The 24,908-nt window shown below is 71.7% G+C and carries 29 protein-coding genes and 1 pseudogene; 17 read left to right on the forward strand and 13 right to left on the reverse strand.

Annotation, left to right across the window (positions count from 1 at the left end):
* Positions 1-180: 180 nt before the first annotated feature.
* Both ABZ896_RS04425 and tuf read left to right on the forward strand, forming a co-directional pair.
* Complete coding sequence (locus ABZ896_RS04425; protein ID WP_360921728.1) at positions 181-1,134, forward strand: ribose-phosphate pyrophosphokinase; 954 nt, start codon at positions 181-183, stop codon at positions 1,132-1,134.
* Positions 1,135-1,191: 57 nt separating this feature from the next.
* On the forward strand, positions 1,192-2,385 hold the full coding sequence (gene tuf, locus ABZ896_RS04430) for an elongation factor Tu (protein ID WP_360921731.1): 1,194 nt from the start codon (positions 1,192-1,194) through the stop codon (positions 2,383-2,385).
* Positions 2,386-2,411: 26 nt separating this feature from the next.
* Here tuf and ABZ896_RS04435 read toward each other — a convergent pair whose 3' ends face one another.
* Together ABZ896_RS04435 and ABZ896_RS04440 are read right to left on the reverse strand one after the other, a co-directional pair.
* Positions 2,412-2,792: an anti-sigma factor antagonist gene (locus ABZ896_RS04435; protein ID WP_360921734.1), complete on the reverse strand. Its 381-nt coding sequence runs from the start codon at positions 2,790-2,792 to the stop codon at positions 2,412-2,414.
* A gap of 232 nt (positions 2,793-3,024) precedes the next feature.
* The gene (locus ABZ896_RS04440) at positions 3,025-3,462 is read right to left on the reverse strand and encodes a MarR family transcriptional regulator (RefSeq protein ID WP_360921737.1); all 438 of its coding nucleotides are present in this window, start codon (positions 3,460-3,462) and stop codon (positions 3,025-3,027) included.
* Between the two features lie 103 nt (positions 3,463-3,565).
* On the opposite strand from ABZ896_RS04440, the gene ABZ896_RS04445 reads away from it, so the two are divergent.
* The gene (locus ABZ896_RS04445; protein ID WP_360921739.1) at positions 3,566-5,020 is read left to right on the forward strand and encodes an aldehyde dehydrogenase family protein; all 1,455 of its coding nucleotides are present in this window, start codon (positions 3,566-3,568) and stop codon (positions 5,018-5,020) included.
* 40 nt (positions 5,021-5,060) lie between these two features.
* Positions 5,061-6,167: an NAD(P)-dependent alcohol dehydrogenase gene (locus ABZ896_RS04450; RefSeq protein ID WP_360921742.1), complete on the forward strand. Its 1,107-nt coding sequence runs from the start codon at positions 5,061-5,063 to the stop codon at positions 6,165-6,167.
* Here ABZ896_RS04450 and ABZ896_RS04455 read toward each other — a convergent pair.
* Complete coding sequence (locus ABZ896_RS04455; RefSeq protein WP_360921745.1) at positions 6,164-7,114, reverse strand: NADP-dependent oxidoreductase; 951 nt, start codon at positions 7,112-7,114, stop codon at positions 6,164-6,166. The genes ABZ896_RS04450 and ABZ896_RS04455 overlap by 4 nt on opposite strands.
* A gap of 71 nt (positions 7,115-7,185) precedes the next feature.
* Between ABZ896_RS04455 and ABZ896_RS04460 the strand changes: the two genes are divergently transcribed.
* The gene (locus ABZ896_RS04460; RefSeq protein WP_360921748.1) at positions 7,186-8,136 is read left to right on the forward strand and encodes a helix-turn-helix domain-containing protein; all 951 of its coding nucleotides are present in this window, start codon (positions 7,186-7,188) and stop codon (positions 8,134-8,136) included.
* 31 nt (positions 8,137-8,167) lie between these two features.
* On the forward strand, positions 8,168-9,004 hold the full coding sequence (locus ABZ896_RS04465) for a hypothetical protein (RefSeq protein WP_360921751.1): 837 nt from the start codon (positions 8,168-8,170) through the stop codon (positions 9,002-9,004).
* Between the two features lie 7 nt (positions 9,005-9,011).
* Here the strand turns inward: ABZ896_RS04465 and ABZ896_RS04470 are convergent, their stop codons facing one another.
* Complete coding sequence (locus ABZ896_RS04470; RefSeq protein ID WP_360921754.1) at positions 9,012-9,569, reverse strand: TetR/AcrR family transcriptional regulator; 558 nt, start codon at positions 9,567-9,569, stop codon at positions 9,012-9,014.
* Positions 9,566-9,928, reverse strand: a complete 363-nt coding sequence (locus ABZ896_RS04475; RefSeq protein ID WP_360921757.1) for a DUF1304 domain-containing protein — start codon at positions 9,926-9,928, stop codon at positions 9,566-9,568. Before ABZ896_RS04475 ends, ABZ896_RS04470 begins: the two co-directional genes overlap by 4 nt.
* 162 nt (positions 9,929-10,090) lie before the next feature.
* Between ABZ896_RS04475 and ABZ896_RS04480 the strand changes: the two genes are divergently transcribed.
* A complete protein-coding gene (locus ABZ896_RS04480) occupies positions 10,091-10,306 on the forward strand; it encodes a GNAT family N-acetyltransferase (protein WP_360921845.1) in 216 nt (71 codons plus the stop codon).
* Here the strand turns inward: ABZ896_RS04480 and ABZ896_RS04485 are convergent.
* The gene (locus ABZ896_RS04485) at positions 10,296-11,927 is read right to left on the reverse strand and encodes an amidohydrolase (protein ID WP_360921760.1); all 1,632 of its coding nucleotides are present in this window, start codon (positions 11,925-11,927) and stop codon (positions 10,296-10,298) included. The genes ABZ896_RS04480 and ABZ896_RS04485 overlap by 11 nt on opposite strands.
* Before the next feature lie 17 nt (positions 11,928-11,944).
* Positions 11,945-13,450 carry an APC family permease gene (locus ABZ896_RS04490; protein ID WP_360921763.1) on the reverse strand — a complete coding sequence of 502 codons (1,506 nt, stop codon included), beginning with the start codon at positions 13,448-13,450 and terminating at the stop codon, positions 11,945-11,947.
* A gap of 123 nt (positions 13,451-13,573) precedes the next feature.
* Between ABZ896_RS04490 and ABZ896_RS04495 the strand changes: the two genes are divergently transcribed.
* The 3 genes and pseudogenes from ABZ896_RS04495 (at position 13,574) to ABZ896_RS04505 (ending at position 15,053) form a co-directional block, all read left to right on the forward strand.
* Positions 13,574-14,326 (forward strand): TetR/AcrR family transcriptional regulator, encoded by a 753-nt coding sequence (locus ABZ896_RS04495; RefSeq protein WP_360921765.1) that lies wholly within the window; start codon positions 13,574-13,576, stop codon positions 14,324-14,326.
* 22 nt (positions 14,327-14,348) lie between these two features.
* A pseudogene (locus ABZ896_RS04500) lies at positions 14,349-14,582 on the forward strand (pyridoxamine 5'-phosphate oxidase family protein); the annotation flags it as partial.
* Positions 14,583-14,660: 78 nt separating this feature from the next.
* Positions 14,661-15,053 (forward strand): VOC family protein, encoded by a 393-nt coding sequence (locus tag ABZ896_RS04505; RefSeq protein WP_360921768.1) that lies wholly within the window; start codon positions 14,661-14,663, stop codon positions 15,051-15,053.
* A gap of 3 nt (positions 15,054-15,056) precedes the next feature.
* On the opposite strand, the gene ABZ896_RS04510 is transcribed toward ABZ896_RS04505, so the two are convergent.
* On the reverse strand, positions 15,057-15,356 hold the full coding sequence (locus tag ABZ896_RS04510; protein ID WP_360921771.1) for a DUF4235 domain-containing protein: 300 nt from the start codon (positions 15,354-15,356) through the stop codon (positions 15,057-15,059).
* A 22-nt stretch (positions 15,357-15,378) separates the two neighbouring features.
* Complete coding sequence (locus ABZ896_RS04515) at positions 15,379-16,389, reverse strand: glutathione S-transferase C-terminal domain-containing protein (RefSeq protein ID WP_360921774.1); 1,011 nt, start codon at positions 16,387-16,389, stop codon at positions 15,379-15,381.
* Positions 16,390-16,481: 92 nt separating this feature from the next.
* Between ABZ896_RS04515 and ABZ896_RS04520 the strand changes: the two genes are divergently transcribed.
* Complete coding sequence (locus tag ABZ896_RS04520; RefSeq protein WP_360921777.1) at positions 16,482-17,480, forward strand: cation diffusion facilitator family transporter; 999 nt, start codon at positions 16,482-16,484, stop codon at positions 17,478-17,480.
* Between the two features lie 85 nt (positions 17,481-17,565).
* Here the strand turns inward: ABZ896_RS04520 and ABZ896_RS04525 are convergent, their stop codons facing one another.
* Positions 17,566-18,015 (reverse strand): nitroreductase family deazaflavin-dependent oxidoreductase, encoded by a 450-nt coding sequence (locus tag ABZ896_RS04525; RefSeq protein ID WP_360921780.1) that lies wholly within the window; start codon positions 18,013-18,015, stop codon positions 17,566-17,568.
* Between the two features lie 185 nt (positions 18,016-18,200).
* Between ABZ896_RS04525 and ABZ896_RS04530 the strand changes: the two genes are divergently transcribed.
* Positions 18,201-18,623, forward strand: coding sequence for a nuclear transport factor 2 family protein (locus ABZ896_RS04530; protein WP_360921783.1), 423 nt, complete (start codon positions 18,201-18,203; stop codon positions 18,621-18,623).
* Here ABZ896_RS04530 and ABZ896_RS04535 read toward each other — a convergent pair.
* Positions 18,613-19,242, reverse strand: coding sequence for a LysE family transporter (locus tag ABZ896_RS04535; protein WP_360921785.1), 630 nt, complete (start codon positions 19,240-19,242; stop codon positions 18,613-18,615). The two genes, ABZ896_RS04530 and ABZ896_RS04535, sit on opposite strands and share 11 nt — an antisense overlap.
* A 343-nt stretch (positions 19,243-19,585) precedes the next feature.
* On the opposite strand from ABZ896_RS04535, the gene ABZ896_RS04540 reads away from it, so the two are divergent.
* Both ABZ896_RS04540 and ABZ896_RS04545 read left to right on the forward strand, forming a co-directional pair.
* Entirely contained in the window at positions 19,586-20,785 is a 1,200-nt protein-coding gene (locus ABZ896_RS04540) for a cytochrome P450 (protein ID WP_360921788.1), read from the forward strand.
* A gap of 12 nt (positions 20,786-20,797) precedes the next feature.
* Positions 20,798-20,998, forward strand: coding sequence for a ferredoxin (locus ABZ896_RS04545; protein ID WP_360921791.1), 201 nt, complete (start codon positions 20,798-20,800; stop codon positions 20,996-20,998).
* Here the strand turns inward: ABZ896_RS04545 and ABZ896_RS04550 are convergent.
* Positions 20,991-21,878 (reverse strand): sigma-70 family RNA polymerase sigma factor, encoded by an 888-nt coding sequence (locus ABZ896_RS04550; RefSeq protein ID WP_360921794.1) that lies wholly within the window; start codon positions 21,876-21,878, stop codon positions 20,991-20,993. The two genes, ABZ896_RS04545 and ABZ896_RS04550, sit on opposite strands and share 8 nt — an antisense overlap.
* Positions 21,879-21,944: 66 nt before the next feature.
* On the opposite strand from ABZ896_RS04550, the gene ABZ896_RS04555 reads away from it, so the two are divergent.
* The 3 genes from ABZ896_RS04555 (at position 21,945) to ABZ896_RS04565 (ending at position 23,705) form a co-directional block, all read left to right on the forward strand.
* Positions 21,945-22,604: an NAD(P)H-dependent oxidoreductase gene (locus ABZ896_RS04555; protein ID WP_360921797.1), complete on the forward strand. Its 660-nt coding sequence runs from the start codon at positions 21,945-21,947 to the stop codon at positions 22,602-22,604.
* Positions 22,605-22,714: 110 nt separating this feature from the next.
* A complete protein-coding gene (locus ABZ896_RS04560) occupies positions 22,715-23,173 on the forward strand; it encodes a nuclear transport factor 2 family protein (protein WP_360921799.1) in 459 nt (152 codons plus the stop codon).
* A 25-nt stretch (positions 23,174-23,198) separates the two neighbouring features.
* The gene (locus tag ABZ896_RS04565) at positions 23,199-23,705 is read left to right on the forward strand and encodes a flavoprotein (protein ID WP_360921802.1); all 507 of its coding nucleotides are present in this window, start codon (positions 23,199-23,201) and stop codon (positions 23,703-23,705) included.
* A 9-nt stretch (positions 23,706-23,714) separates the two neighbouring features.
* Here the strand turns inward: ABZ896_RS04565 and ABZ896_RS04570 are convergent, their stop codons facing one another.
* A complete protein-coding gene (locus ABZ896_RS04570) occupies positions 23,715-24,593 on the reverse strand; it encodes a hypothetical protein (protein WP_360921805.1) in 879 nt (292 codons plus the stop codon).
* Positions 24,594-24,908: the final 315 nt, after the last annotated feature.

Below are 24,908 nucleotides of genomic sequence, written 5' to 3' on the forward strand. Positions count from 1 at the left end.
GAACCGTGGGCCGGAAGGGGCACTGGGTCGTGTCGAGGAGTCGGCGCATGCGAGGGGTCCTGACGTGAGGCGATACGGACGCGGCCATGATGACGCCCGCTCACCGGGACCCTCAACCGGATTTCGACGGCCAGTAGCATGACCCCGGCAGCCCGAGATGATCATCCGAGGAGCAGGTCCGTGCGAGACATCGCCGTGTTCAGCGGTAGTGCCCACCCCGAGCTGGCGGCGGAGGTCTGCGCGCATCTCGGTGTGCCGCTCAGCCCCACCCGGGTCAGCCGGTTCGCCAACGACTGCCTGGAGGTGCAGCTCCAGGCCAACTGCCGGGAGCGGGACGTCTTCCTCGTCCAGCCCCTCGTCAGACCCGTGCAGGAGCACCTGGTCGAACTGCTGCTGATGTGCGACGCGGCCCGCGGTGCCTCGGCCCGCCGGATCACCGTCGTCATGCCGCACTACTCCTACGCGCGCTCCGACAAGAAGGACGCGCCCCGGATCTCCCTGGGCGGCCGGCTGGTCGCCGACCTCATGGTGTCCGCGGGCGCCAGCCGCGTCCTCGCCATGACGCTGCACTCCCCGCAGGTGCACGGCTTCTTCTCGGTGCCCGTCGACCATCTGCACGCGCTGCGTGAACTGGCCGCGCACTTCCGGCAGTACGACCTGACCCGCACCACCGTCGTCTCCCCGGACCTCGGCAACGCCAAGGAGGCGGCCGCCTTCGCCCGGCTGATCGGCGCCCAGGTGGCCGCCGGCGCCAAACAGCGGTTCGCCGACGACCGGGTGAGCATCAGCGACGTCATCGGCGAGATCACGGACCGGGACGTCATCGTGCTGGACGACGAGATCGCCAAGGGCAGCACCGTGCTGGAACTCCTCGGCAAGCTAAGGGAGTTGGGCCCACGCTCCATCCGAGTCGCCTGTACGCACGGGCTGTTCGCCGACGGTGCCCTCAAACGGATCGGCGAGCAGCCCGACGTCCTGGAGATCGTCTGCACCAACACCGTGCCGGTCCCCGAGGAGGAGCGCACCGACAAGCTGCGGATCCTCTCCATCGCCCCGGCCCTCGCCGAGGCCGTACGGCGCATTCACAACGGTGAGTCCGTCAGCGCCCTGTTCGACGCGCCACGAAACGAATAGACAGGAGTCTCAGGCAAGGCGACCCCGGCATCATCCAGGTGACCAGGAGGCCCCGCAGTGGCGAAGGCGAAGTTCGAGCGGACCAAGCCGCACGTGAACATCGGCACCATCGGTCACATCGACCACGGCAAGACCACCCTCACGGCGGCCATCACGAAGGTGCTGCACGACCGGTTCCCCGACCTCAACCCGTACACGCCGTTCGACCAGATCGACAAGGCGCCCGAGGAGCGGCAGCGCGGGATCACGATCTCGATCGCCCATGTCGAGTACCAGACCGAACGACGGCACTACGCGCACGTCGACTGTCCCGGACACGCGGACTACATCAAGAACATGATCACGGGCGCGGCCCAGATGGACGGCGCGATCCTGGTCGTCGCGGCCACCGACGGGCCGATGCCGCAGACCAAGGAACACGTGCTGCTGGCCCGGCAGGTGGGCGTGCCCTACATCGTCGTCGCCCTCAACAAGACCGACATGGTCGACGACGAGGAGATCCTCGAACTCGTGGAGCTCGAGGTGCGCGAGCTGCTGAACGAGTACGAGTTCCCCGGCGACGAGGTCCCGGTCGTCAAGGTCTCGGCGCTCCGGGCCCTGGAGGGCGACCCGGAGTGGGCGCGCTCGGTCCTCGACCTGCTGGACGCCGTCGACACGGCGGTCCCGGAACCGCAGCGTGACGTGGACAAGCCGTTCCTGATGCCGATCGAGGACGTCTTCACCATCACCGGACGCGGCACCGTCGTCACCGGCCGGATCGAGCGCGGCACGCTGAAGGTCAACAGCGAGGTCGACATCATCGGGATCCACGCCCAGAAGACGAAGTCGACCGTCACCGGCATCGAGATGTTCCGCAAGCTCCTCGACGAGGGCCGCGCGGGCGAGAACGTCGGTCTGCTGCTGCGCGGGATCAAGCGTGAGGAGGTCGAGCGCGGCCAGGTCGTCATCAGGCCCGGATCGGTCACCCCGCACACGCGGTTCGAGGCCCGCGCCTACATCCTCTCCAAGGACGAGGGCGGCCGGCACACGCCGTTCTTCCAGAACTACCGCCCGCAGTTCTACTTCCGCACCACGGACGTCACGGGCGTGGTCACCCTGCCCAAGGGGACCGAGATGGTCATGCCGGGCGACAACACCACCATGCACGTCGAGCTGATCCAGCCCATCGCCATGGAGGAGGGGCTGAAGTTCGCCATCCGCGAGGGCGGGCGGACGGTCGGCGCGGGTCAGGTCACGAAGATCGTGAAGTAGTCCCCGTCATCGCACGGAGAACTCCGTCATAAGGTGCCGGACGTGGCCTCGGGCTGGCCCAGGGCCGCGTCCAGCGACGGCTGCGGGGGCAGCAGTTTGGCCAGACCCGTCACCCTCATGATCCGCAGCGTGAGCGGGTGCGTGCAGACCAGCAGCAGCCGGCCGTCGCGGTCCTGCACCCGGGAGCGCGCGCGGAAGAGCAGCCGCAGCCCGGAGCAGTCGAAGAACTCCACGGCGCTGAGGTCGATCACCAGCCGGACGTCGGGGCGGCCGGTCACCCGGTCCAGATACGGAAGGATCTCCACGGCCGCGGCGATGTCGATCTCCCCGCGGAACTCCAGGACCGTGTGACCGCGGTCCCGGTGGACACGCAGATGCCGGGACAGCGGCGCAGGCTCCTGCTCCACGACGACATCGCCTCCAACCGGCTCCTCGGACAGCAGGGATGCAGGTCACCGGGGGCCGGGGTGACGACGTCCTGCGAGCGTAGACGCGTCACGTGCCCCTGAGTGCGTGCAAATCCCTTCCCCGCCCTGCAAGTTACCCTCGATGGAGTGAATTTGAGCATGTTCGATTGACATATGTCTTCGAATTGCGGCCGCTGGATCGCGCCCGATTCACGCGGGGCTCGCGCCCGGCTCACGACAGGGCGTGCCACGCCTTCGTGAGGGCCTGCCGCAGCTGCTCGGCCTGGTGTGCGGTGAGGTCCCGCACCATCCGCTCCTCCAGCTCCCGCACCGGGCCCTCGTACCGGGCCAGCAGCTCCCGGGCCGCCTCGGTGAGCAGGATCTGCAGTTCGCGGCGATTGGCCGGATTGCGTTCCCGGCGCACCAGTCCACGGGTCTCCAGTGAGCGCACGAGATCGGCGATCGACTGGGCGGTGACGAACGAGTCCCGGGCCAGCTGGGCGGCGGACAGCCCGTCGTGTCGCTGCAGGACGGTCAGTGCCGTGTACTGGAGAGCGGTGATCCCGGACGGTCTGACCAGCTCGTCCAGGTGTGAGCGGACGACGAGCTCCACCTGTTTGACCATGTAGAGGAGCGACGGAGGTGCCTTGGTCACCTGAGAGTCGAGCATGAACCGAGACTAGAGCATTGACAGGAAACCTGTCTGTAAAGAGACTGCGAACCAACAGGAATCCTGTTGGTTGAAATCTTGGCGACGGAGCTGAGGAGCGGTGATGACCACCATCGAGATCGAACCCGGCCGACTGTTCATAGGCGGCAGGTGGCGCGAGGCCGCCGACGGAGCGCGCACCGAGGTGGTCGACCCGTCCCGGGGCGCGGTCGTCACCACCGTCGCGGAGGCGGGCGCCGCCGACGTGGACGCGGCCGTACGGGCCGCCCGGGAGGCCTTCGACGACGGCGCCTGGTCGGGCCTGAGCGGCCGCGAGCGGGGCCGGATCCTGCACCGGATCGCCCAGCTCATCCGCGAGAACGCCGACGGCATCGCCTGGTTGGAGAGCCTCGACGTCGGCAAGCCCATCTCGCTGTGCCAGGCGGTCGACGTGACCAACGCGGCCAACGACTACGAGCACTTCGGCTCCCTCGCCTACGCGCTCGACGGCGCGGTGCGCGACACCCCGATGAACGCCCTCGCCTACACCCGGCGCGAGCCGATCGGCGTGGTCGCCGCGATCACCCCCTTCAACTTCCCGCTGATCCTGGCCGGTTCGAAGATCGGCCCCGCGCTGGCCGCCGGCAACACGGTGGTCCACAAGCCCGCCGACGAGACCCCGCTCAGCGCCCTCTACATGGCCCGCCTCTTCCAGCAGGCCGGTGTGCCGGACGGCGTCGTCAACGTCGTCACCGGCGCGGGCCCGGTCGCCGGCGAGGCACTGCTGCGCCACCGGGGCGTCGACAAGGTCGCCTTCACCGGCTCCACCGCCATCGGCCGCCATGTGGCGAGCACCGCCGGTGAGTCCCTCAAGCCCGTCACGATGGAACTCGGCGGCAACGCGGCCAACATCGTCTTCGAGGACGCCGACCTGGAGAAGGCCGTCGGCGCGATCATCAAGGCGTTCGTCTTCAACACCGGGCAGTTCTGCATGGGCGGCCCGCGCCTGCTCGTGGCCCGCCCCGTCCACAACACCCTCCTCGGCATCCTCGCCGACGCCGTGCCCGGCGTCCCGGTCGGCGACCCGCGCGACCCCGGCACCGTCGTCGGCCCGATGGCGGGGGAGAAGCACCTGAAGAAGGTCGAGGAGTACGTCGACCTGGCCCGCAAGGAGGGCGGCCGCATCGTCTGCGGCGGCGAGCGGCTCGACCTGGACGGCGGCTTCTACTACAAGCCCACCGTGATCGCCGACCTGTCCAACGACTCCCGGGTCGTGCAGGAGGAGATCTTCGGCCCCGTCCTGACCGTGCAGCCCTTCGACTCCGAGGACGAGGCGATCGAACTCGCCAACTCCACGCCGTACGGCCTCGCTTCGGGCGTCCAGACGACCAACCTGGCCCGAGCCCACCGCATCGCCGACCGGCTCCAGGCGGGCATCGTCTGGGTCAACGACTGGGCGATGCTCGACCCGAACGTGCCCTTCGGCGGGGTCAAGGACTCCGGGTTCGGGCGGGAGTACGGGCCCGAGGCGCTCGCCGCCTACACCAAGGTCAAGTCCGTCGTCGTCTCGCTCGACTGAGTCCTCCTCAACACGTTCAGGAACCAAGGGAGTTCGTACGATGTCCATCCCCACCCGCGCCGCTGTCGTCGAGTCCGGCGGCGCACCCTTCACCCTCGCCGAGGTCCAGCTCGACGACCCCGCGCCGCACGAGGCGGTGGTGCGCATGGTCGCCACCGGCCTGTGCCACACCGACCTCGGCGTGGCGAGCGGCGGACTGCCCTTCCCGCTGCCCGGAGTCCTCGGCCATGAGGGTGCGGGTGTCGTCGAGGCCGTCGGATCCGCCGTCACGTCCGTCGCCCCCGGCGACCACGTGGTGCTGTCCTTCACCTCCTGCGGGGCCTGCGGCAACTGCGACGGCGGCCACCCCGCCTACTGCGCGACCTGGCTGCCGCTGAACCTCCTCGGCGGCCGCCGGGCCGACGGCTCCAGCACGATCAGCCGGGACGGCGAGCCGCTCGGCGGGCACTTCTTCGGCCAGTCCTCCTTCGCCGAGCGGGCGTTGGTCGACGAGCGCAGTCTCGTCAAGGTCGACCCGGAGATCCCGCTGGAGTCGATCGCCCCGCTCGGCTGCGGTGTCCAGACGGGAGTGGGCGCCGTCTGGAACGTCCTGAAGCCGGGCACCGGCGCGACGGTCGTCGTCCTCGGCGCCGGAGCGGTGGGCCTGTCCGCGGTCATGGCCGCCGCCCTCACCCCCGCCACGACGATCGTCGCCGTCGACCGGGTCAGTGAACGTCTGTCCCTCGCCCGGGAGTTGGGCGCCACCCACACCGTCCACGCGGGCGAGGAGGACCTCGGCGAGGCGCTGGGCCGGATCACCGGGGGCCGGGGCGCCGACGGGATCGTGGAGACCACCGGCAACGTCGGCGTGCTGCGCGGCGGGGTCGACGCGCTCGCCGCCCGCGGCACCCTGGTCGTCGTCGGCGCCCCGCCGTTCGGCACCGAGGTCGCCCTCGACGTCAACGGCCTGCTCGGCGGCAAGCGGATCGTCGGCCTGACCCTCGGCGACGCCGAGACGCAGAGCTTCATCCCCGCCCTGGTCCGCCTGGTGAAGGAGGGGCGCCTCCCACTGCACCGCCTGATCAGCACCTATCCGTTCGCGGACATCGACCAGGCGGTGCGGGACATGGGCGCGGGCAAGGCGATCAAGCCCGTACTGACCTTCTAGTCGACGGTCAGGACCAGCTTCCCCGTGGTCCGGCCGGTGTCGCCGAGCGCGTGTGCCTCGGCGGCACCGGCCAGCGGGAAGGTCCCCGCGATCGTCGCCCGCAGCTTCCCCTGCTCGACGAGGTCCGCGATCGCGTTCATGTCCGCCCGGTCCGCGTCCACGAGCATGCGCACACCCCGTACCCCGAGCCGTTCCGCCTCCGCGTCGAACTCGGCCGACCCCACCGGCAGGATCGACACCACGACCCCGCCCGGCCGCAGCACCCGCAGCGACCGCACGGACGTCTCGCCGCCGAGGGTGTCCAGGACGACGTCGACGTCCTTGACCGCCTCGGTGAAGTCGGTCTCCCGGTAGTCGATCACCTCGTCCACGCCCAGCCCGCGCAGGAACTCGTGCTTGCCCGCGCTCGCCGTACCGATGACGTACGCGCCCCGCGCCTTGGCGATCTGCACGGCCACATGCCCGACCCCGCCTGCCGCCGCGTGGACCAACACCCGCTGCCCCGGCCGCAGTTCGGCGTGCTCGACCAGGGCCTGCCACGCGGTCAGGGACACCAGCGGCAGCGCGCCCGCCTCCGTGTGGTCGATCGAGGCCGGCTTGCGGGTGAGCGCACGGACCGGCGCGAGGACGTACTCCGCGTGCGAGCCATGGCCGTAGGGGTACGGCAGCATGCCGAAGACCTCGTCGCCGGGTGCGAAGGCGGCGACGCCGACGCCGACCGACTCCACCACGCCGGAGACGTCCCACCCCAGGACGAAGGGCGGCTGCCCGAGGAAGACGCCGAGGGCGCGGTGCTTCCAGTCCGTGGGGTTGAGGCCGGCGGCGCGCACCCGCACCAGCACCTGGTTCGGGCCCGGTGCCGGGCGCTCCACCTCGATCATCTTGAGGACCTCGGGACCGCCGAGGACGTCCTGACTGACGGCGCGCATCGTGTTCACAGTGCTCATGGTCATCCAGCCTGCCGGGGGACGCCCGCGCGGAAAATGGCAGGATGGTCAATGTTCGATAGGATCGTGCCATGGTGCGCGTGCGACGAGTGGCGGTGTTGGCGCTGAACGGCGTCTATCCCTTCGAGCTGGGTATCCCGGCCCGGATCCTGAATGCCGCGGACGGCCGCTACGAGGTGCTGACCTGCAGTGTCGACGGCCGTCCGGTGCACACCAACGCGGACTTCACCGTCGGCGTCGAGCACGGCCCCGAGATCCTCGCCCACGCCGACACGGTGGTGATCCCGGCCGTCGACCCGGCCCAGGTCGGCGGGGACCTGCCGGACGCCGTCCGCTCCGCCCTGGCGCTCATTCCTGCCGACGCACGCATTGTCTCCATCTGCACCGGCGCCTTCGTGCTCGCGGCGGCGGGGCTGCTGGACGGCCGCCGGGCGACCACGCACTGGGCACTCGCCGACCGGTTCCGGCGCACGTTCCCCCAGGTGGACCTCGACCCGGACGTCCTCTTCGTCGAGGACGGCCGGATCCTCACCTCGGCCGGGGCCGCGTCCGGCGTCGACGCGTGCCTGCACCTCGTCCGCACCGACCACGGCGGGGAACTCGCCAACTGGGTGGCCCGCTGCTGCGTCGTCCCGCCCTTCCGGGACGGGGGACAGGCCCAGTACATCGCGCAGCCGGTGCCGGAGCAGGGCGCCGCGAGCACGGCCGCCACCCGGCACTGGGCCCTGGAACGCCTCGACGAACCCCTCACCCTGGCCGATCTCGCCGCCCACGCCCGGATGAGCCTGCGCACCTTCGCCCGCCGCTTCAACGACGAGGTCGGCCTCAGCCCCGGCCGCTGGCTGATCCAGCAGCGCGTGTCCCGGGCCCGGCACCTCCTGGAGGCCAGCGACCTGTCGGTCGACCAGATCGCGGGCTGGGTCGGCTTCGCCACGGGCGCGTCCCTGCGCCAGCATCTGCACGCCGCGATCGGGGTGTCGCCGCAGGCGTACCGCAGGACGTTCCAGGCCGCGTCGCGCTGAACGTTTCCGCACCCCGCGGCGTCGAAGGATCATGAACGCACGTGGTGAACGCAGAAGACTGTCCCTGACGCTGATGGCGCTCGCGCTGGCGGTGGGATGCGGCAACGGCAGCGGACAGGAGCTGGTGATCGACGGGACGGTCCCGTCCAAGCCGTACGACGGTCCGCTGAACGTCCCCACGAAGGAACTGGACGGGCACTCCCCGCGGGTCCTGCGCCTCGCGTCCGGTGCGGCCGGCCGGGCCCTGGAGTGCCGCGGGGAGATCTACCAGGGCAACGGCCCCGAGGGCTGGAGCGAGGACGACGCAGGGGACACCCCGGAGGAGGGGCTGAGGCTCCACCTCGACCTGTTCGACTCGCGCGCGCCGGGCTCCGGCTATCGCGTGGAGCGCAGGGAGGCGTCCCGTGTCCTGTACTCCTACGACGTGGACGGCCGGACCAAGGTGGCGGTCGTGGTGGCCAAGGACCAGGAGGGCAGGCCCGGTTGGGGCCCGGAGACCAGCGCCTCCTGTGACCCCGCCGAACTCCCGGCGAGCTACACGGAATCCCACGGCTACGAGATCTGGACCGACCGCGCCGGTGGCCGGGTGCCGACGTCCGAGGTCGGCAGCTTCGCCGGGGACGACCATTGCGGCTGGCGGCGGGTGCACTTCCTCGACCTGGGCGACCTGTACGCCCGCGACCCCGAGGGTGTGGTCACCACCGCCTACGAGGAGGACGTCCGCATGCCGGCCGGGGCGCGGGACACCGGATACCGGTACGAGGACTGGGAGTTGTGGCTGACCGACGACCGGCGGACCGCGTACGTCCGCACCTCCGACGGCGTCGAGGCCTGGCCGCGGCTGAAGGAACACGTGGCCTGCATGTGAGGCCCGTTCAACGGCTCGCGTGCAGGGCGACCAGCAACTGCCAGACCTGGTCGGCGATGTCGGCGGGGGAGGCGTCGAGCAGGCCGTGCAGCCAGTCGGCCAGCACACCGGCGAAGGTCGCGGCCACCGCGGACGCGACGAGGGGGGCGTCCGCCGCGCCCGCGAGTTCGCGCTCGCGCAGGCTGTAGGCCCTGAGGTCCCGGTGCAGGACCCTGCCGAGCGGGCCGCCGCCGCCCGGCGCGAGCAGGGCGCGGTACAGCGCGGAGTGCGGGGTCAGCGAGGCGAAGAACTCCGCGAGGGCGGGCGGTGCGTGCACCGGATCGGGCCGTCCTCGCCAGGCGTGCAGGGCCTCGACCCCCTCGCGTACGACATCGGCGCAGGCGTCGACGGCCAGTGCCTCCAGGCCGTCGTAGTGGACGTAGAACGTGGCCCGGCCGACCCCGGCGCGGCGCACCAGGGCGGCCACGCCGACCTCCTCCAGCGGCCGCTGCGCGCACTCCGCGAGAAGGGCCTCGCGCAGGCGTGCGCGGGTGCGGGCGGCGCGGGGATCCTGCGGGGCGGTCACTGGGCGACGAGCACGGCCGCCAACGCGAGGGCGCCGGGCAGGGCCTGGGCGAAGAGGATGCGGACATTGGCGGTGACGGCGCCGTACACACCGGCGACGAGCACGCACACCAGGAAGAACACCTGGGCCCGGAACCCGGTCGGATCCCCGGCGACCAGCCCCCACACCAGCCCGGCCGCGAGGAACCCGTTGTAGAGCCCCTGGTTGGCGGCCATGGCCGCGGTCGCCTTCGCCATCTCCCGATCGAACCCGTGAAACGACATCCCCGGCTTCTTCTGCCACAGGAACATCTCCATCACCAGGATGTACACATGCTCCACAGCCACCAGCCCGACCAGCACGTTCGCCAGGATCCCCATCAGCCTCTTCCTCTACTTCTCGGACAGGCGTCCACTATAGCTGGACAACTGTCCAAGAAGTCCACTGTCAGTCCCTGCGGCTACCGTGCGCACCATGACCGATCACGACATCACCGTGCGGACCCGGCGCGGACCGTGCTGGTCGCGGTGCGGGGTGCCGAGGTGGTGGGGCATCTGGCGGGTTCCCTGACCGAGCCGACGGCGATTCGGCCGGTCAGGGCGGCGACGCTGGTGGGGTTGTACGTTCGGCCCGAGCACCGGGGAGCCCGGGCCGGGGCGCGGCTCGTGGAGGCGTTCCTGGAGTGGGCGCCGCCTACTCGGCCAATGTCGACGCGATCCGGTTCTACGAGCGGCAGGGGTTCGTTTCTCAGGCCGTAACGCTGCGGTGCACCTCCGCTCCCTCCACATAGGTGAGGTCCACCCTCGTCCGGGCGATCTCTTCCGGCGGTGCGTCGAACGGGTCGCGGTCCAGGACCACCAGGTCGGCCAGGGTGCCTACGCGGATCTCGCCCGTGTCGTCCAAGTGGTTCGCGTAGGCCGAGCCCGCTGTGTAGGCCGTCAACGCCTCGGTGAGAGTCAGGCGTTCGGCGGGGAGGAACACTCGGGGGATGGCCGTGTCGGGGGACACGCGGTTGACCGCCACGTGGATGCCCTCCAGGGGGTTCGGGCTGCTCACCGGCCAGTCGGAGCCTGCCGCCAGGCGCGCCCCTGAACGCAGCAACGCGCCGAACGGGTATTGCCAGGCCGCTCGTTCCGTCCCGAGGAAGGGGATCGTCAGCTCGTCCATCTGCGGCTCGTGCGCGGCCCACAGTGGCTGGATGTTCGCCGTCGCCCCGAGCGCGGCGAACCGCGGTACGTCGGACGGGTGGACGACCTGGAGGTGGGCCAAGTGCGGCCGGGTGTCCCGGAATCCGTTCGCGTCGCGGGCCGCCTCGACCGCGTCCAGCGCGTCCCGCACCGCCCGGTCCCCGAGCGCGTGGAAGTGGCACTGGAAACCCAGCGCGTCCAACTCGGTGACATAGGAGGGCAGTTTGGCCGCGTCGATGAAACTCGTCCCCCGATTCGCCGTCGCGCAGCCGCACTTGTCCAGATAGGGGTCCAGCAGCGCCGCCGTCCCCGTCTCCGCCACCCCGTCCAGCATCAGCTTGACGCTGCCCGCCCGGAACCGCCCATGACCGAACGCGGCCCGCCGCTCGACGAGTTCGGGAATCTGCTCGGCCCCCCGCTCACGGTCCCACCACAGCGCCCCGACCACCCGCGCCGTCAGCGACCCCTCCCGTGCGGCCGTCAGATACGCCTGCGCCGGGTCGTCCATGCCGAGGAAGTCCCCGACCAGCGCGTCCTGCCAGGCCGTGATCCCGAGCGCGTGCAGATGACGTTGGGCGTGCAGCAGCGCCGCCAGCCGGTCCGCCGGCGTGGCCGGGGGCGTGAGGCGCCCGACCAACTGCATCGCCCCCTCCTGGAGCGTGCCGCTCGGCTCCCCGCCCGCGTCCCGCTCGATCCGTCCGTCGGCCGGGTCCACCGTGTCCCGGGTGATCCCGGCCAGCTCCAGCGCACGGCTGTTGACCCACGCGCCGTGATGGTCCCGGTTGGGCAGATAGACCGGCCGGTCCGGCACCACCGCGTCCAGCAGGTCCTTCGTCGGCGTACCCCCCTCGAAGGCCTCCATCGACCACCCGCCCCCGGTGATCCACTCCCGCTCCGGATGCGCGTCGGCATAGGCGCGGACGGCGGCGACCGTCTCGGCGGCCGTCCTGGTCCCGGTCAGATCGCACTGGGTCAGTTCCAGCCCGGCCGGCACCGGATGCACATGCGCGTCCTGGAACCCCGGCAGCAGCAACCGCCCGGCGAGGTCGACCCGTTCGGTCCGCGGTCCGACGAGTTCCCCGAGGTCGTGTCCTACGGCGACGATCCGGCCGCCCGTGACGGCCACGGCGGTCGCCGTGCGGCCCCCGGGGGTGAGGACGGGGCCGCCGGTGAAGAGCAGATCTGCGTGCATGGTCCTTTTCCCGGAGGTCAGTTGGGGGTGGTGGCGAGCAGCCGCGGGGCGTCCGCGTCGGTGCCCTCGCCGGTGCGGAAGTACGGCGACCTGCGGACCCACTTGGCGTACGCGGCGGCCACGAAGCCGGACGCGATCATCGCCAGGGGAGTGGACAGCAGGAACCAGCCGTTGTCCGCGCTCACTTCGAAGTGGTCGGCGGAGTGGTAGAAGGACCAGCCGAGATAGCCGCCCAGGCTCAGCAGCGCGCAGGCGCTCAGCGCGGGCAGCACCACGGCCCGTACACCCTGCCACCAGTCCTCCCGCAGCAGCGAGCGGAAGCGCACAGCGGCCGCGAGCGCGGTGAGCGCGTAGGACAGGGAGACCACGATGCCCACCGCGCTCACCGTCGCCATGATCATGTCCGCGAGCCGCGGGATGACCAGCGCGAGCGCCGCTACCGCCGTGGCCAGCGCGCCGATCAGCAGGGTGCCGGCGGCCGGGGTGCCGTAGCGGGAGCTGACCCTGGACCAGACGGGCCCGAGCGTACGGTCCCGGCTCATCGCGAACATCCCGCGGGCCGTCGGGATCACCCCGGCCTGGAGCGAGGCGACCGCCGAGAACATCAGGGCCACCAGCGGCAGCGCGGCGAGCGGCTGGGCGGCGAGCCGGTCGCCGAAGAAGGCCAGCCCCTCGGCGCCGTGCCCCGCCAACTCCTTCTCGGTGAGCACCCGTTGGAAGGCGAGCGAGCCCAGCAGGAACAGCCCGAGCATCGTGACCAGGGTGGTGATCCCGGCCCGGGAGGCATCCCGCGGGTCGCGCACCTCCTCGTTGACGCTGAACGCCGCCTCGAAGCCCCAGTAGCAGAACACCGAGAGGAGCAGGCCCTGCGCGAGCGCCGACGCCGAGGGGATCGCGAACGGGTCGAACCAGCTCCAGCTGAAGGCGTGCGGGCCGGTCGCGATGCCGTATCCGCAGAAGCCCAGCAGGACGACGTACTCGAAGACCAGCAGTCCGGCCTGGAGTCTGGCCGCCGTGCGCACCCCGGTCACGGCGGTCACCGTGACCGCCGCCAGGACCACCAGCCCGAGCGTCGTCGTCTGCGCGGTCGAACCGGGGTCCAGGGCGAGGCCGCCCACCCGGTGCACCCCCGCGTCCCCGGCCAGCTGGATGAGCGCGGATCCGGTGACCGCCGTGGTGTACGCGAGGAACGCCACCGTGGCCACGATGTTGACCCAGCCGACCATGAAGCCCAGCCACGGGGTGAGCGAACGGCCCACCCACACATAGCCGTTGCCCGCGTTGGGCTCGACCCGGTTGAGCCGGGAGTAGGCGCCCGCGATGCCCAGGACCGGCAGGAACGCGAGCAGCATGATCGCCGGCAGATGCAGGCCGACCACACCGGCCGTGACGCCCAGACCGATGCCGATGCTGGTGGTCGCCGCCGTGCTGGACGCGGCGATCGCCACCCCGTCGAGCACGCCGAGGGACTTGCGCAGCTCGGGCCGCGCGGGTGGGTCGACGTCGTAGGGCTTGTCGGTCATGGCCGGTTCTCCGCTCGCACCGGGGGGCCTGGCTGGCCCCGGTGAGCCGTCATGAAACTGCGCGGGACCTTCACAGGTCAACACTGTTGTCATAAGGTGCCCGCACACCCAGGGAGGGCTCCCATGAGCGAACGTGTCGTCCCGGCCGCCGCCCGGCAGCGCCGGCGCCCCACCAAACAGGGCGTGGTCCTGTCCGAGGGGCTGATCGTCGAGACGGCCCTCAGGCTGATCGAGGAGCACGGCGCCGACGCGCTGTCCGTGCGCCGCCTCGGCCGGGCGCTCGGCGCCGACCCCAGCAGCCTGTACCGGTACTTCCGGCACACCGACGACCTCATGCTCGCCATCGCCGACGAGCTCATCGGGCGGACCATGCGCATCTGGCGGCCCACCGGGGACTGGCGCGCCGACCTGCGCGACCTGGGCCTGCGCATGCACGCCGGAGCCCTCGCGCACCCGCGGGCGGCGGTGCTCAGCTCCTACCGGGTGACCGGGCGGGCGTACGAGATCCAGGCCGTGGAGACCATCCTCGGGGTGCTGCGCGGGGCCGGGTTCCCGGACGCCGAGGCGGTGCGCTTCTACCACGCCTTCGTCGACCAGGCCCTCTCGTTCGGCGCACTGGACTCGGCGAGCGCGGCCATGCCGAAGCCGGCCAGGGCGGCGGAGGCGGACGTGTGGCGGGCGACGTACGCGCGACTGCCCGCCGAGACCCATCCGCACATCGCCGCGACGGCTGGCCATCTCGTCGCGGACATGCGGCACAGCTCGTATCCGGCAGCCCTGGACCTGCTGCTGGACGCGGCGGCCGGCCGACTGGAGAAGATCGCGAAGAGCGCGACACTCCGCGAGGCGAACGACGAGACCGGGTACGTCAGTTGACGATCGACCAGGAGGCCGGCGGGGAGTGCCGTACCTCGTACCGCTCTCGTTCCTCTGGGACGGCACGGCGCTGTTGCCGGCGCCCCCCGCCGCCAGTCCCACGGGCCGCAATCTGAAGGCGACCGGCAGAACACGTCTGGGTATCGGGCCCACTCGCGACGTCGTGATGGTCGACGGCACCGTCGAGACCCTGACCGCGGACGAGCTCGCGGGACGCGACCTGATGCGCGACGGGACGTGGCTGGTCGCGGACTGAATCCGGCGCGCCGGGATATCCGCAGGGGAGAGGGCCGCGGGGCAGACACGCCGCGCGGCCGTACCTTTCGGAGGAGACATGGCACTGGTGAAAGCGGGTCTGGTCGTGCTCGACTGTGCCGAGCCCGAGAAGCTCGCCGTGTTCTACAAGGAGCTGTTGGAGGGCGAGGAGACGGACGCCACCGCCAACCGCGTGGAGATAAGGGGCGCCGACGGGTTCCGGCTGGCGTTCCGGCGCGACGTGAACGCGACACCGCCCAGTTGGCCACGCCCCGAGAACTCCCTGCAGGCCCACATCGACTTCGTGGTGGACGACCTGGACGCGGTGGAGCGCAAGGTGGTGGAGCTCGGCGGGCGCCCCCTGGAGACCAAGGACGCCTCGGGCCCGTACGAGCAACGCGGTTACGCCGACCCCGCCGGCCACTCCTTCACCCTGCGCACCATCACCCCGACCGCGCCCAAACAGGGCTGAACGTCAGTCCCGGCCGCCCTTCTCGGAGGTCGGCCAGACCCCGGTGGACCGTTCGATGGCCTTCGCGCCGGTGCGGTCCACCGCGCTGCGTACGACGGCGAAGATGGCGCCCTGGATCGCCGCGGCCAGCAGGATCTCGCCCCAGTCGCGGTCCCGGTCCAGGGCGTCGGGCGCGTCCTCCTCGTGCCGTATCGCCATCCAGGTCTTGCGGAAGGCGACGCCGGACAGCCAGCCGCCGGCCCAGCCCAGGACGAAGCCGACCGGCTTGTAGGCGAGGGGGAGCGTCTGCTTCTTCTTGGCCATGTGGATCTCCTTCGTCTCGTGGTCAGGGCCGTCCGCGCTCCGGGACCCGCTCGTCCTCGGGCGGCGGCCCCGGCGGGGTCCCGTCGCCGAACGGACGGCCGCCCAGCTCCTCGCGGTGGTGCGGGGCGAGCCAGCCGGACAGGTCCGGGCCGAGCGGGACGATGCCGGTCGGGTTGATACCGGAATGCACCTGGTAGTAGTGCCGCTTGATGTGGTCGAAGTCGACGGTGTCACCGAAGCCCGGCGTCTGGTAGAGGTCGCGGGCGTACGCCCACAGCACCTCGTTCTCGGCCAGTTTCCAGCGGTTGCACTTGAAGTGGCCGTGGTAGACCGCGTCGAAGCGGACCAGGGTGGTGAACAGCCGGATGTCCGCCTCCGTGATCGTGTCCCCGACGAGATACCGCTGCCGCGCCAGCCGCGGGGCCAGCAGCTCCAGCCGCCGGAAGACCGCCGTACAGGCCTCCTCGTACTCCTTCTGGTCGGTCGCGAAACCCGCCCGGTACACACCGTTGTTGACGTCCTCGTAGACCTCCGCCATCACCGTGTCGATCTCGTCGCGCAGCGCCGACGGGTAGAGGTCGGGTGCCCCGTCCCGGTGCAGGGCGGTCCACTCGGTGGCGAGGTCGAGCGTGAGCTGCTGGTAGTCGTTGGTGACCAGCTTCCCGCTGGGCACGTCCACCAGCGCGGGCACGCTCACGCCACCCGGGTAGTCCCGCTCGCGCTCGTCGTAGGCCTCGGCGAGGTAGCGGATGCCGAGGACCGGGTCGCGGTCGTCCGGGTCCAGGGTGAAGCGCCAGCTGCGGTCGTCCTGGATCGGGTCGGCGATCGCCATCGACAGCGCGTCCTCCAGTCCGAGCAGCCGCCGGGAGATCACCGCCCGGCTCGCCCACGGACAGGCGCGGCTGACCACCAGGCGGTAGCGGCCCGCCTCGACCGGCCGGCCGTCCCGTCCGTCCGCCGTGATCCGGTCGGTGAAGTGGCTCCTGGACCGCTTGAACGCCTTCTTGCCGTACGCGTCGTTGCCGTCACCCATGCTGCCTCCCGGGATACGTCCGTCCTGGGGGACGCGTTCCCCGTTTTCGGCCGTCGGCACGGTGTGAGCCGCACCGAGAAGGGCAGTCGGCGATGGTGACAGGGACACCCTCGCATCAGAAACCGGACCGGAACACGAACCGGAAGTCCGACCGCAGGACACGGATCACCGTGCTCGTCGCGCTGATCGCCAACCTGGTGATCGCGGTGGCCAAAGCGGTCGGTGGCCTCCTCGCGGGCTCGCCCGCACTCCTCTCGGAGGCGGCGCACTCCGTCGCCGACAGCCTCAACGAGGTCTTCCTGCTGGCCGCGTTGCGCCGCAGCCGCCGCCCCGCCGACCGCCGCCACCCCTTCGGCTACGGCAAGGAACGCTTCTTCTGGTCGCTGCTCGCCGCCGTCGGGATCTTCGTGATGGGCGGCTGCTTCTCCTTCTTCCAGGGTGTCGAGGCCCTCAGAAACGGCGCCGAGGAGAAGCTCAGCGGCTATGTGGCGGGCCTGGTCGTGCTCGGTGTCGCCTTCCTCGCCGAGGGGGTCTCGCTGGTGCGGGCCCTGCACCAGGTCCACCGGCAGGGCGGCGCCGCGCAGGGCATGCGCGACCCGGCGCTGCGCACGGTCGTCGCCGAGGACGGCACCGCGGTGCTCGGCGTGAGCCTCGCGATGGCCGGCATGGCCCTGCACATGGTCACCGGCCAGGTCGTGTGGGAGGCGTCCGCCTCACTCGCCATCGGCGCGCTGCTGGTCTACGTCGCCTACCGGCTCGGCCGCGAGGCCCGCGACCAGCTGATCGGCGAGGCCGCCGATCCCGAGTCCAGCGCGCGGGTCCGTGAACTGCTCGACGCGCAGCCCGAGATCGACAGCGTGGAGGCGCTGTTCACCATGAAGACCGGGCTGGACTCGGTCCTGGTGGCCGCCCGCGTCGATCTGGTCCCCGGGCTGGACAGCGAGCAGGTCGAGGAGGTCGCCGTACGCATCAAGCGGTCCGTCGCCCGGACCATGGCCGAGGCCGACCAGATCTTCCTCGACGTCACCGACCGGGCGGCCGAGGAAGCACGAGAAAGCCCCGCCGCGACGGGGGAACGCGGCGGGGCCTGACGCACGGGTGCCCGGCCGCGGCCGGTTCATGCGTACCGGAAACAAGATTTTCCGAGAACCCTCTCGGTCGCCGTTCTCGGTGTGCTCAGTCCCCGTCGACCGGCTCCAGAACGAAGACCGGAATGAGCCGGTCCGTCTTCTTCTGGTAGTCCTCGTACGGCGGGTAGGCGGCGACGGCGCGCTCCCACCACTCGTCCTTCTCCGCGCCGGTGATCTCGCGGGCGGTGAAGTCCCGCTTCTCCGCGCCGTCCTGGAGCTCGACATGCGGGTCGGCCTTGATGTTGTGGTACCAGACCGGGTGCTTGGGAGCGCCGCCCTGCGAGGCGACCACCGCGTACCGGCCCTCGTGCTCGACGCGCATCAGCGGCGTCTTGCGGATGCTGCCGCTCTTCGCGCCCCGGGTGGTCAGCACGATCACCGGCATGCCGGTGTCCATCAGGGTCGTGCCCTCGGTGCCGCCGGAGCTCTCGTACAGCTCCACCTGGTCACGCACCCACTGGGTCGGGCTGGGTTCGTACGTGCCCTCGAGTGGCATGGTCTGTGTCCCATCGTCGTGTCGTACGGCTGTCTCGCACCGGACTCCAACACCGGAGCCCGCGAAATTCATCCGCACCGGGTTCCCCGCCGGCCCCGCATTACCTCGCGGGTAATCGACCGGGCCGGACACCCGCGGCACTGTCGTGCCCATCGGTACCCGGCCCCCGAAGGAGAGGCTCGCGCATGGCCACGACGACCCGCGCGGTGGTGGAGGAACTGCTGCTCCGTATCGGCCGCGGCGACCCGGACGAGATCGCCGCGCTGTACGCCGAGCGGTGCGACTGGAAGCTGGACTGGCCCGAGGAGGAGCACGGCGGCCCGGTCACCCCGTGGATCCGGCACCGGGCGGGCCGGGCGGACGCGGCCGACCACTTCCGGGACCTCGCCGCCCACCACGTCCGTGGGCGGGCGGCGACCGCGATCGAGCGGATCCTGGTCGACGGCCCCGACGCGGTGGTGCTCGGCGAGATCCGGCAGACCGCCGCGCCGACCGGGCGGCCCTATCGGGCCAGGTTTGCCCTGCACCTGACCGTCCGGGACGGGCTGGTGGTCCGTCATCACGTGTACGAGGACAGCCTCTCCGTGGCCCGTGCGTTCACCCCGTGACCAGCATGCGCACCGCCAGTGCCGTGATCACCGCGCTCGACACCAGGGCCGTGACCAGTCGTCCGCGGTGGCCGGTCAGCGCCCGCCCGAGCAGGGCGCCGCCGCCGGCGAGGAGGAGCTGCCAGCTCGCGGACGCGGCGAAGGCCGCGAGGACGAACACCCCTTGTTCCAGGGGGTGTACGGCTTCCTCGGCGCGGGTGCCGAGGACCAGGGCCGCGAAGTAGATCACGGTGGTCGGGTTGAGCAGGGTGATGCCGAGCAGTCCCAGATACGCCCGGGCGGGGCTCGGGGGAGGGGGCGCGGAGCGGGTGGTGAGGCGGTGCTCGCGGTACTGCCGTACGGCGCTGACCGCGCCGCGGACCGCGAGGAACATCAGCACGAGGGCCGCTGCCCAGCGCAGCGGCCCGAGGACCGGCCGCAGCAGCGCGGCGACGGCCGAGCCGCCGACGGTGGCCACCAGGGCGTAGAGCCCGTCGGCGGTGGCCACCCCGAGCGCGGCGCAGACGCCGGTGCGCAAGGAGGTGCGTGCGGTGAGGGAGACCAGATAGGTCGCGACCGCGCCGACGGGAACGGCGATGCCGTACCCCGCGAGCAGCCCCGCGACGAGCGCGGCGGTCATGAGCGCGGAAGCGTCGGCCCCCACGGTCGGCCGGGCTGCTGCTGGACCCGCACCGCAAGGACATCGGTGACGGTCGGCGGCAGAAGGAATTCGGTCGTAGCCATGGCCAGATGGTGCGGCACCGGACGGACGGCGACAACCCAATATCCGGGGAACGGCGGTCCCGGTCCGAGGTGCGACGGTCCCGGCGGGAATCCGGCCCTCCGCTTGCCCCGTCCCAGGACGGCGATCTCCGGCCAGATTGCCCGCGCCACCGATCTGGCCGAACTTCTCGTCGTCCTATAGATGCCCCGGGCATCTAATGGGGACCGGCACGCCGCACCCTTCGTCTGCGAGGTCTCCCATGACGGAAACGGAACCCGTCGCCTTCCCCCAGGACCGGACCTGCCCCTATCACCCGCCGACCGCCTACGACCCCCTGCGCGCCGCCCGCCCGCTGACCCGGATCCGTCTCTTCGACGGCACCACGGCCTGGCTGGTCAGCGGACACGACACCGCCCGCGCCCTGCTCGCCGACCCCCGCCTGTCCGCCGACCGCACCCGGCCCGGCTTCCCGGCACCGACCGCACGCTTCGCCGAGTCGCAGAAGCGGAAGACCGCGCTGGTGGGCATGGACGACCCCGAACACCGTGTGCAGCGCCGCATGATGGTGCCCAGCTTCACCCTCCGCCGGGCCGTCGAACTCCGGCCCCGCATCCAGGAGATCGTGGACGAACGCATCGACGCGATGATCGCCCAGGGGCCGCCCGCCGACCTGGTGACCGCCTTCGCGCTGCCCGTGCCCTCCACGGTGATCTGCGCCCTGCTCGGTGTGCCCTACGCCGACCACGACTTCTTCGAGGGCCAGTCCCGTCGGCTGCTGCGCGGCCCGCGGGGCGAGGACGTCATGGACGCCCGCTCCCAACTGGAGGACTACTTCTACGACTTGATCGACCAGAAGGAGAAGCAGCCGGAGCCGGGTGACGGCGTGCTCGACGAACTCGTCCACCGGCAGCTGCGGGAGGGCGAACTCACCCGCGAGGAGCTGACCGCCCTCGGGATCATCCTGCTGGTCGCCGGCCACGAGACCACCGCGAACATGATCTCCCTGGGCACCTACACCCTGCTCCAACACTCCGACCGGCTCGCCGAGTTGCGCACCGATCCCACGCTGCTGCCGGGCGCCGTCGAGGAACTCATGCGGATGCTGTCGATCGCGGACGGGCTGCTGCGGCTCGCCGTCGAGGACATCGAGGTGGCCGGGACGACGATCCGCGAGGGCGAGGGCGTGGTCTTCGCGACCTCCGTCATCAACCGCGACGAGCGGGTGTACGCCGACCCGGACGACCTGGACTGGCACCGGTCCGCCCGGCACCACGTGGCGTTCGGCTTCGGCATCCACCAGTGCCTCGGCCAGAACCTCGCCCGCGCCGAACTGGAGATCGCCCTGCACACGCTCTTCGAGCGGCTGCCCACGCTCCGCCTCGCCGTACCCGCCGACGAGATCCGCTTCAAGCCCGGCGACACGATCCAGGGGATGCTGGAACTCCCCGTGACCTGGTAAGAGGCTCCGCTCATGCACATCGACATCGACAAGGACGTCTGTATCGGGGCGGGGCAGTGCGCGCTGTCCGCCCCGGGCGTGTTCACCCAGGACGACGACGGCTTCAGCACCCTGCTGCCGGGACGGGAGAACGGCGGCGGGGACCCGATGGTCAAGGAGGCCGCCCGGTCCTGTCCGGTCTCCGCGATCACGGTGTCCGGGACGGTCAGCTGACCGGCTGAGGCGGCTCCAGCAGACCCAGCGGATGCCGCCGCAGCCGCGCCGGGTCGGCGACGACGTCGTACGCCGTGATCCGGCCGCCCTCGACGGTGACGGTGAGGGCGAACAGCAGCCGCCCGCCCGGCGCGACGACGACCCCGACCCGCCCGTCGACCAGGGCGACGGCCGCGAACCGGGACCGTGCCCGCAGCGCCACGGTCCCCTCCGCGACCGCCCGGGCGCCCCGCAGCTCGGAGGGCACCCCGGGCGGCAGCGCGGCCGGCTCGGCCCGCCGCACCACGTCGGGCGCCAGCACCGCCAGCACCCCACCCAGGTCACCACCGCGTGCGGCGACCAGAAACGCTTCCACGACCGCCCGATGCCGGTCGAGCTCGGCGCCCGGGACGGCGGGAGTGCCCCGGACCTTGTGCCGGGCCCGGCTGGCGAGCTTCTTCGCGGCGGGCTGGGAGCGGTCGAGGATGCGGGCGATGTCGGCGAAGGGGACGCCGAACAGGTCGTGCAGGACGAACGCGACGCGTTCGGCGGGGCCGAGGCGGTCGAGGACGACCAGGAGGGCCAGGCCCACCGAGTCGGCTTCGATGGCCTTGTCCTCGGGGGTGTCCGGGGCGACGGGGTCCGGGGCCTCACGGTCGTAGGGGTCCTCCCGGCGGGTCGCCCGCGCCCGCAGCATGTCCAGGCAGATCCGGGAGATCACGGTCGTCAGCCAGGCCGGGAGGTTGTCGATGCCGTCGGCGCCCGTGCGGTCCAGGCGCAGCCAGGTCTCCTGGACGGCGTCCTCCGCCTCGTCGGGCGAGCCCAGCATGCGGTGGGCCAGCGCCCGCAGCCGTCCCTGTTCCGCCTCGAAGAGCCGTGCCGGTCCGTCGTGCCCGTCCATCGGTCACCTTTCTCCGTCGTGCCCCGTCACCCCCCTGACGAAGCCGAACCCACCGAGGTGACCACCATGCCCCTCCTGCACATCGACTCCAGCGCCGACACCGCCGCCGACTCGGTCAGCAGGCGCCTGACCGGCCTGTTCGCGACGATCAGGAAGAACGCGTCCGACCCTTGCCGGCACCGGGACCTCACCGCGGCTCCGGTGCCGCCGATCGGTCCGGCGTACGCCACCCTCGGTCGCCGTGTGGAACGCGCGGGCCTCGTCCCGCCCGAGAAGGTGGCCGCACTGATCGAGACCGCCGACGAGGAGCGCGAGTGGGCGCTGACCCAGCCCCTGATCGCCGAACTCCTCGCCGCGGACACCCTGTTGCTCGGCGTCCCGATGTACAACTTCTCGATCCCGGCGTCCCTGAAGGCCTGGATCGACCGCGTGACCTTCCCCGGCGCGTACGTCGATCCCGGCACCGGCGAGAGCCTGCTGCGGGACACCCGTGTGGTCGTCGTCATGGCGCGCGGCGGCGGATACGGCCCCGGCACACCGCGCGAGCCGTACGACTTCCAAACGCCTTACCTGCGCGCCTACTTCACCGACCTCGGTGTGACCGACCTGCACTTCGTGGCGGCCGAACTGACCCTCGCGGGCGTGCTGCCGCAGCTGGAGGAACTGGCGGACTTGGGGGCCGCGTCCCTGGAGCGAGCCCGCGCGGCCGTGACGGCTCTGGCTTGAGGTCGGCGGGAGTTGGCGGAGCCCTTTCTCCCGCGTGCCCGCCAGGGAGATGGACGGTCACTCCTTGATGTGGGAAGAATCGCTCTCCCCTGTCGATGCCGGAGGATCGTATGGCCGACCGCCCGCCCCTGCCGCCCTTCACCCGCGAGACCGCCGCCCAGAAGGTGCAGGCGGCCGAGGACGCCTGGAACACCCGCGACCCGCAGCGGGTGGCGCTCGCCTACTCGGAGGACTCGGTCTGGCGCAACCGCGACACCTTCGTCACCGGCCGCGCCGAGATCGTGGAGTTCCTCACCGCGAAGTGGGCGCGGGAGACGGAGTACGCGCTGCGCAAGGACCTGTGGGCCTTCGACGGCAATCGCATCGCGGTCCGTTTCCAGTACGAGTGCCTCGACGCCGACGGGCAGTGGTGGCGGTCGTACGGCAACGAGCTGTGGGAGTTCGACGCGCACGGCCTGATGACCCGGCGCGAGGCCAGCATCAACGACGTGCCGATCGAGGAGAAGGAGCGCCGGATCCACGGACCGCGCCCGGAGGCCGAGCGGGGGCGGTCCTTCCCGCTGCGGTGAGATTCCCCTTGAGTAGGGTTCCGGAGTGACCGAACAGGACGAGATACCGCCCTTCCTCTACGTCGTGGTCTGCGCGGCGGGCATCGCCGCGGACGTCGGCAAGCTGATCACCGCCGCGCAGGGGCGGGAGTGGCAGGTCGGGGTCATCGCCACGCCGACCGCCATGAACGGCTTCTTCGACACGGCCGCCGTGGAGGCGCAGACCGGTTACCCGATCCGCTCCGCCTGGCGCCGCCCGGGGGAGCCGCGGCCCTTCCCGGACCCCGACGCGGTCGTCGTCGCACCGGCCACCTTCAACACGGTCAACAAGTGGGCGGCCGGGATGGCGGACACCCTCGCCGTGGCGACCCTGTGCGAGGTCGCCGGACAGGGTGTCCCGATCGGCGTCCTCACGTGTGTCTCGGACGCGCTCGCCGCTCATCCCGCCTACCAGGACAGCCTGATCCGGCTGCGGGGGATGGGAGTGCGGTTCGGATACCCGTACCAGGAGGGGGAGTTCCCGTGGGAGGACGTCCTGGACCTGGTGGAGTGAGGCGCCGCTTCACCCGCAGCCGACCGTCGGCCCCGCGAGCATCCCGCCCGTGTACAGGGCCTGGCCGCGCGGCATCCAGTAGCCCAGCTTGGACACGACCGTCGAGCAGGTGCTCCGCACCGCCACCCGGACCACGACCGTCGACGGACGGCCCGGCTGGAGGTCGGTGAGCGCGCAGTCGAGGGCGTACGGCTGTCTCGTCTCCGAGGGATAGCGGCCGGTCAGCGGATTGACGCAGCGGGGGTCGGCCGTGGTCAGCGCCACGCCCGTCGCCTCCTCGCCGATGAGTCCGAAGCGTGCGCTGCCGTCGCCCTGGTCGCTGTCGCGGGAGACGGTGTACGTCAGGGTGGTGACGGAGCCGGGCCGCAGGGTGCCGCCGGCCACCTCGACGCGGTGCGTGGGCGGGGACTTGGGGGCGGTGAGGGTGAGGGCGGTGTGGACGGTGCCGTGCAGGTCGACGCGCTCGGGGGCGGATCGGACGTGGACGTCGGCGGTGATGTCGTAGGTGCCGGGGCCGGGATACTCGGCGGAGCCGGGGAGCGGGCCGGAGGCGACCACTTCGCCGTCCTTGCGGGCGGTCCAGGTCCCGGAGGTCAGACACTGCCCGCCGCCGGGACGGCAGACGGCCGGGGCCGACACGGCCATGACGGGCGTGCCGCTGCCCGCGCAGAGCGAGACCTCGGCCTGCTGCCCGCCGGGGCCGCGCAGGGTTCGGGCGGGGGCGCAGAGCGTTGCGGGGCCGTCGGTGGGCGCGTCCCGAGCGGCGGAAGCGTTCTGAACGGCGGCCGCGTTCCGATCGTCTGCGCTCCGGCCGTCCACGTGCTGACCGCCCCAGGCGGGTGCCGCCAGAGCGAGGGGCAGCAGAGCCGCCACGAGGATCTTCCGCACGTGTTCCTCCGGTTCGCCTGGTGACCAGCCGTGCGCCGGCCGCCTGCCCCGAGGATGACCGAGGGGGCTGGAACGGACCGGGCAGCCGGGGGTTCACACGCCGGGGGGTCACCTGGGGGCAGCAAGGGGGGGCGGGGACGTCGACGGGGGCACGGCGCGTGATGTGTGCGGCAGCGGGGGTGGGGGGGCAGGGGTGACATGTGCCCCCCGGCTTTCGGCGGCCCACCGCCCCCGGCTTGCGGCCCGCCACCCTCCGGCCCACCGCCCCGGGCTCTCGACCCGAGCCCTCCGTTTCACGGGCCCAGCCCGCCGCTC

Source organism: Streptomyces sp. NPDC047072 (genome assembly GCF_040643855.1).
Lineage (GTDB): Bacteria > Actinomycetota > Actinomycetes > Streptomycetales > Streptomycetaceae > Streptomyces.

What these genes read in the sequence shown, in the direction of transcription:
- ABZ896_RS04450 (WP_360921742.1), top strand. Translation starts at nt 5,061, where the DNA reads ATGTCCATCCCCACCCGCGCCGCTGTCGTCGAGTCCGGCGGCGCACCC.
- ABZ896_RS04555 (WP_360921797.1), top strand. Translation starts at nt 21,945, where the DNA reads ATGCCCCTCCTGCACATCGACTCCAGCGCCGACACCGCCGCCGACTCG.
- ABZ896_RS04560 (WP_360921799.1), top strand. Translation starts at nt 22,715, where the DNA reads ATGGCCGACCGCCCGCCCCTGCCGCCCTTCACCCGCGAGACCGCCGCC.
- ABZ896_RS04440 (WP_360921737.1), bottom strand. Translation starts at nt 3,462, where the DNA reads ATGCTCGACTCTCAGGTGACCAAGGCACCTCCGTCGCTCCTCTACATG.
- ABZ896_RS04485 (WP_360921760.1), bottom strand. Translation starts at nt 11,927, where the DNA reads ATGCACGCAGATCTGCTCTTCACCGGCGGCCCCGTCCTCACCCCCGGG.
- ABZ896_RS04475 (WP_360921757.1), bottom strand. Translation starts at nt 9,928, where the DNA reads ATGGGGATCCTGGCGAACGTGCTGGTCGGGCTGGTGGCTGTGGAGCAT.
- ABZ896_RS04465 (WP_360921751.1), top strand. Translation starts at nt 8,168, where the DNA reads ATGAACGCACGTGGTGAACGCAGAAGACTGTCCCTGACGCTGATGGCG.
- ABZ896_RS04550 (WP_360921794.1), bottom strand. Translation starts at nt 21,878, where the DNA reads ATGGACGGGCACGACGGACCGGCACGGCTCTTCGAGGCGGAACAGGGA.
- ABZ896_RS04510 (WP_360921771.1), bottom strand. Translation starts at nt 15,356, where the DNA reads ATGGCCAAGAAGAAGCAGACGCTCCCCCTCGCCTACAAGCCGGTCGGC.
- ABZ896_RS04525 (WP_360921780.1), bottom strand. Translation starts at nt 18,015, where the DNA reads ATGCCACTCGAGGGCACGTACGAACCCAGCCCGACCCAGTGGGTGCGT.
- ABZ896_RS04530 (WP_360921783.1), top strand. Translation starts at nt 18,201, where the DNA reads ATGGCCACGACGACCCGCGCGGTGGTGGAGGAACTGCTGCTCCGTATC.
- ABZ896_RS04460 (WP_360921748.1), top strand. Translation starts at nt 7,186, where the DNA reads ATGGTGCGCGTGCGACGAGTGGCGGTGTTGGCGCTGAACGGCGTCTAT.
- ABZ896_RS04505 (WP_360921768.1), top strand. Translation starts at nt 14,661, where the DNA reads ATGGCACTGGTGAAAGCGGGTCTGGTCGTGCTCGACTGTGCCGAGCCC.
- ABZ896_RS04520 (WP_360921777.1), top strand. Translation starts at nt 16,482, where the DNA reads ATGGTGACAGGGACACCCTCGCATCAGAAACCGGACCGGAACACGAAC.
- ABZ896_RS04455 (WP_360921745.1), bottom strand. Translation starts at nt 7,114, where the DNA reads ATGAGCACTGTGAACACGATGCGCGCCGTCAGTCAGGACGTCCTCGGC.
- ABZ896_RS04540 (WP_360921788.1), top strand. Translation starts at nt 19,586, where the DNA reads ATGACGGAAACGGAACCCGTCGCCTTCCCCCAGGACCGGACCTGCCCC.
- ABZ896_RS04545 (WP_360921791.1), top strand. Translation starts at nt 20,798, where the DNA reads ATGCACATCGACATCGACAAGGACGTCTGTATCGGGGCGGGGCAGTGC.
- ABZ896_RS04445 (WP_360921739.1), top strand. Translation starts at nt 3,566, where the DNA reads ATGACCACCATCGAGATCGAACCCGGCCGACTGTTCATAGGCGGCAGG.
- ABZ896_RS04535 (WP_360921785.1), bottom strand. Translation starts at nt 19,242, where the DNA reads ATGACCGCCGCGCTCGTCGCGGGGCTGCTCGCGGGGTACGGCATCGCC.
- ABZ896_RS04515 (WP_360921774.1), bottom strand. Translation starts at nt 16,389, where the DNA reads ATGGGTGACGGCAACGACGCGTACGGCAAGAAGGCGTTCAAGCGGTCC.
- ABZ896_RS04490 (WP_360921763.1), bottom strand. Translation starts at nt 13,450, where the DNA reads ATGACCGACAAGCCCTACGACGTCGACCCACCCGCGCGGCCCGAGCTG.
- ABZ896_RS04495 (WP_360921765.1), top strand. Translation starts at nt 13,574, where the DNA reads ATGAGCGAACGTGTCGTCCCGGCCGCCGCCCGGCAGCGCCGGCGCCCC.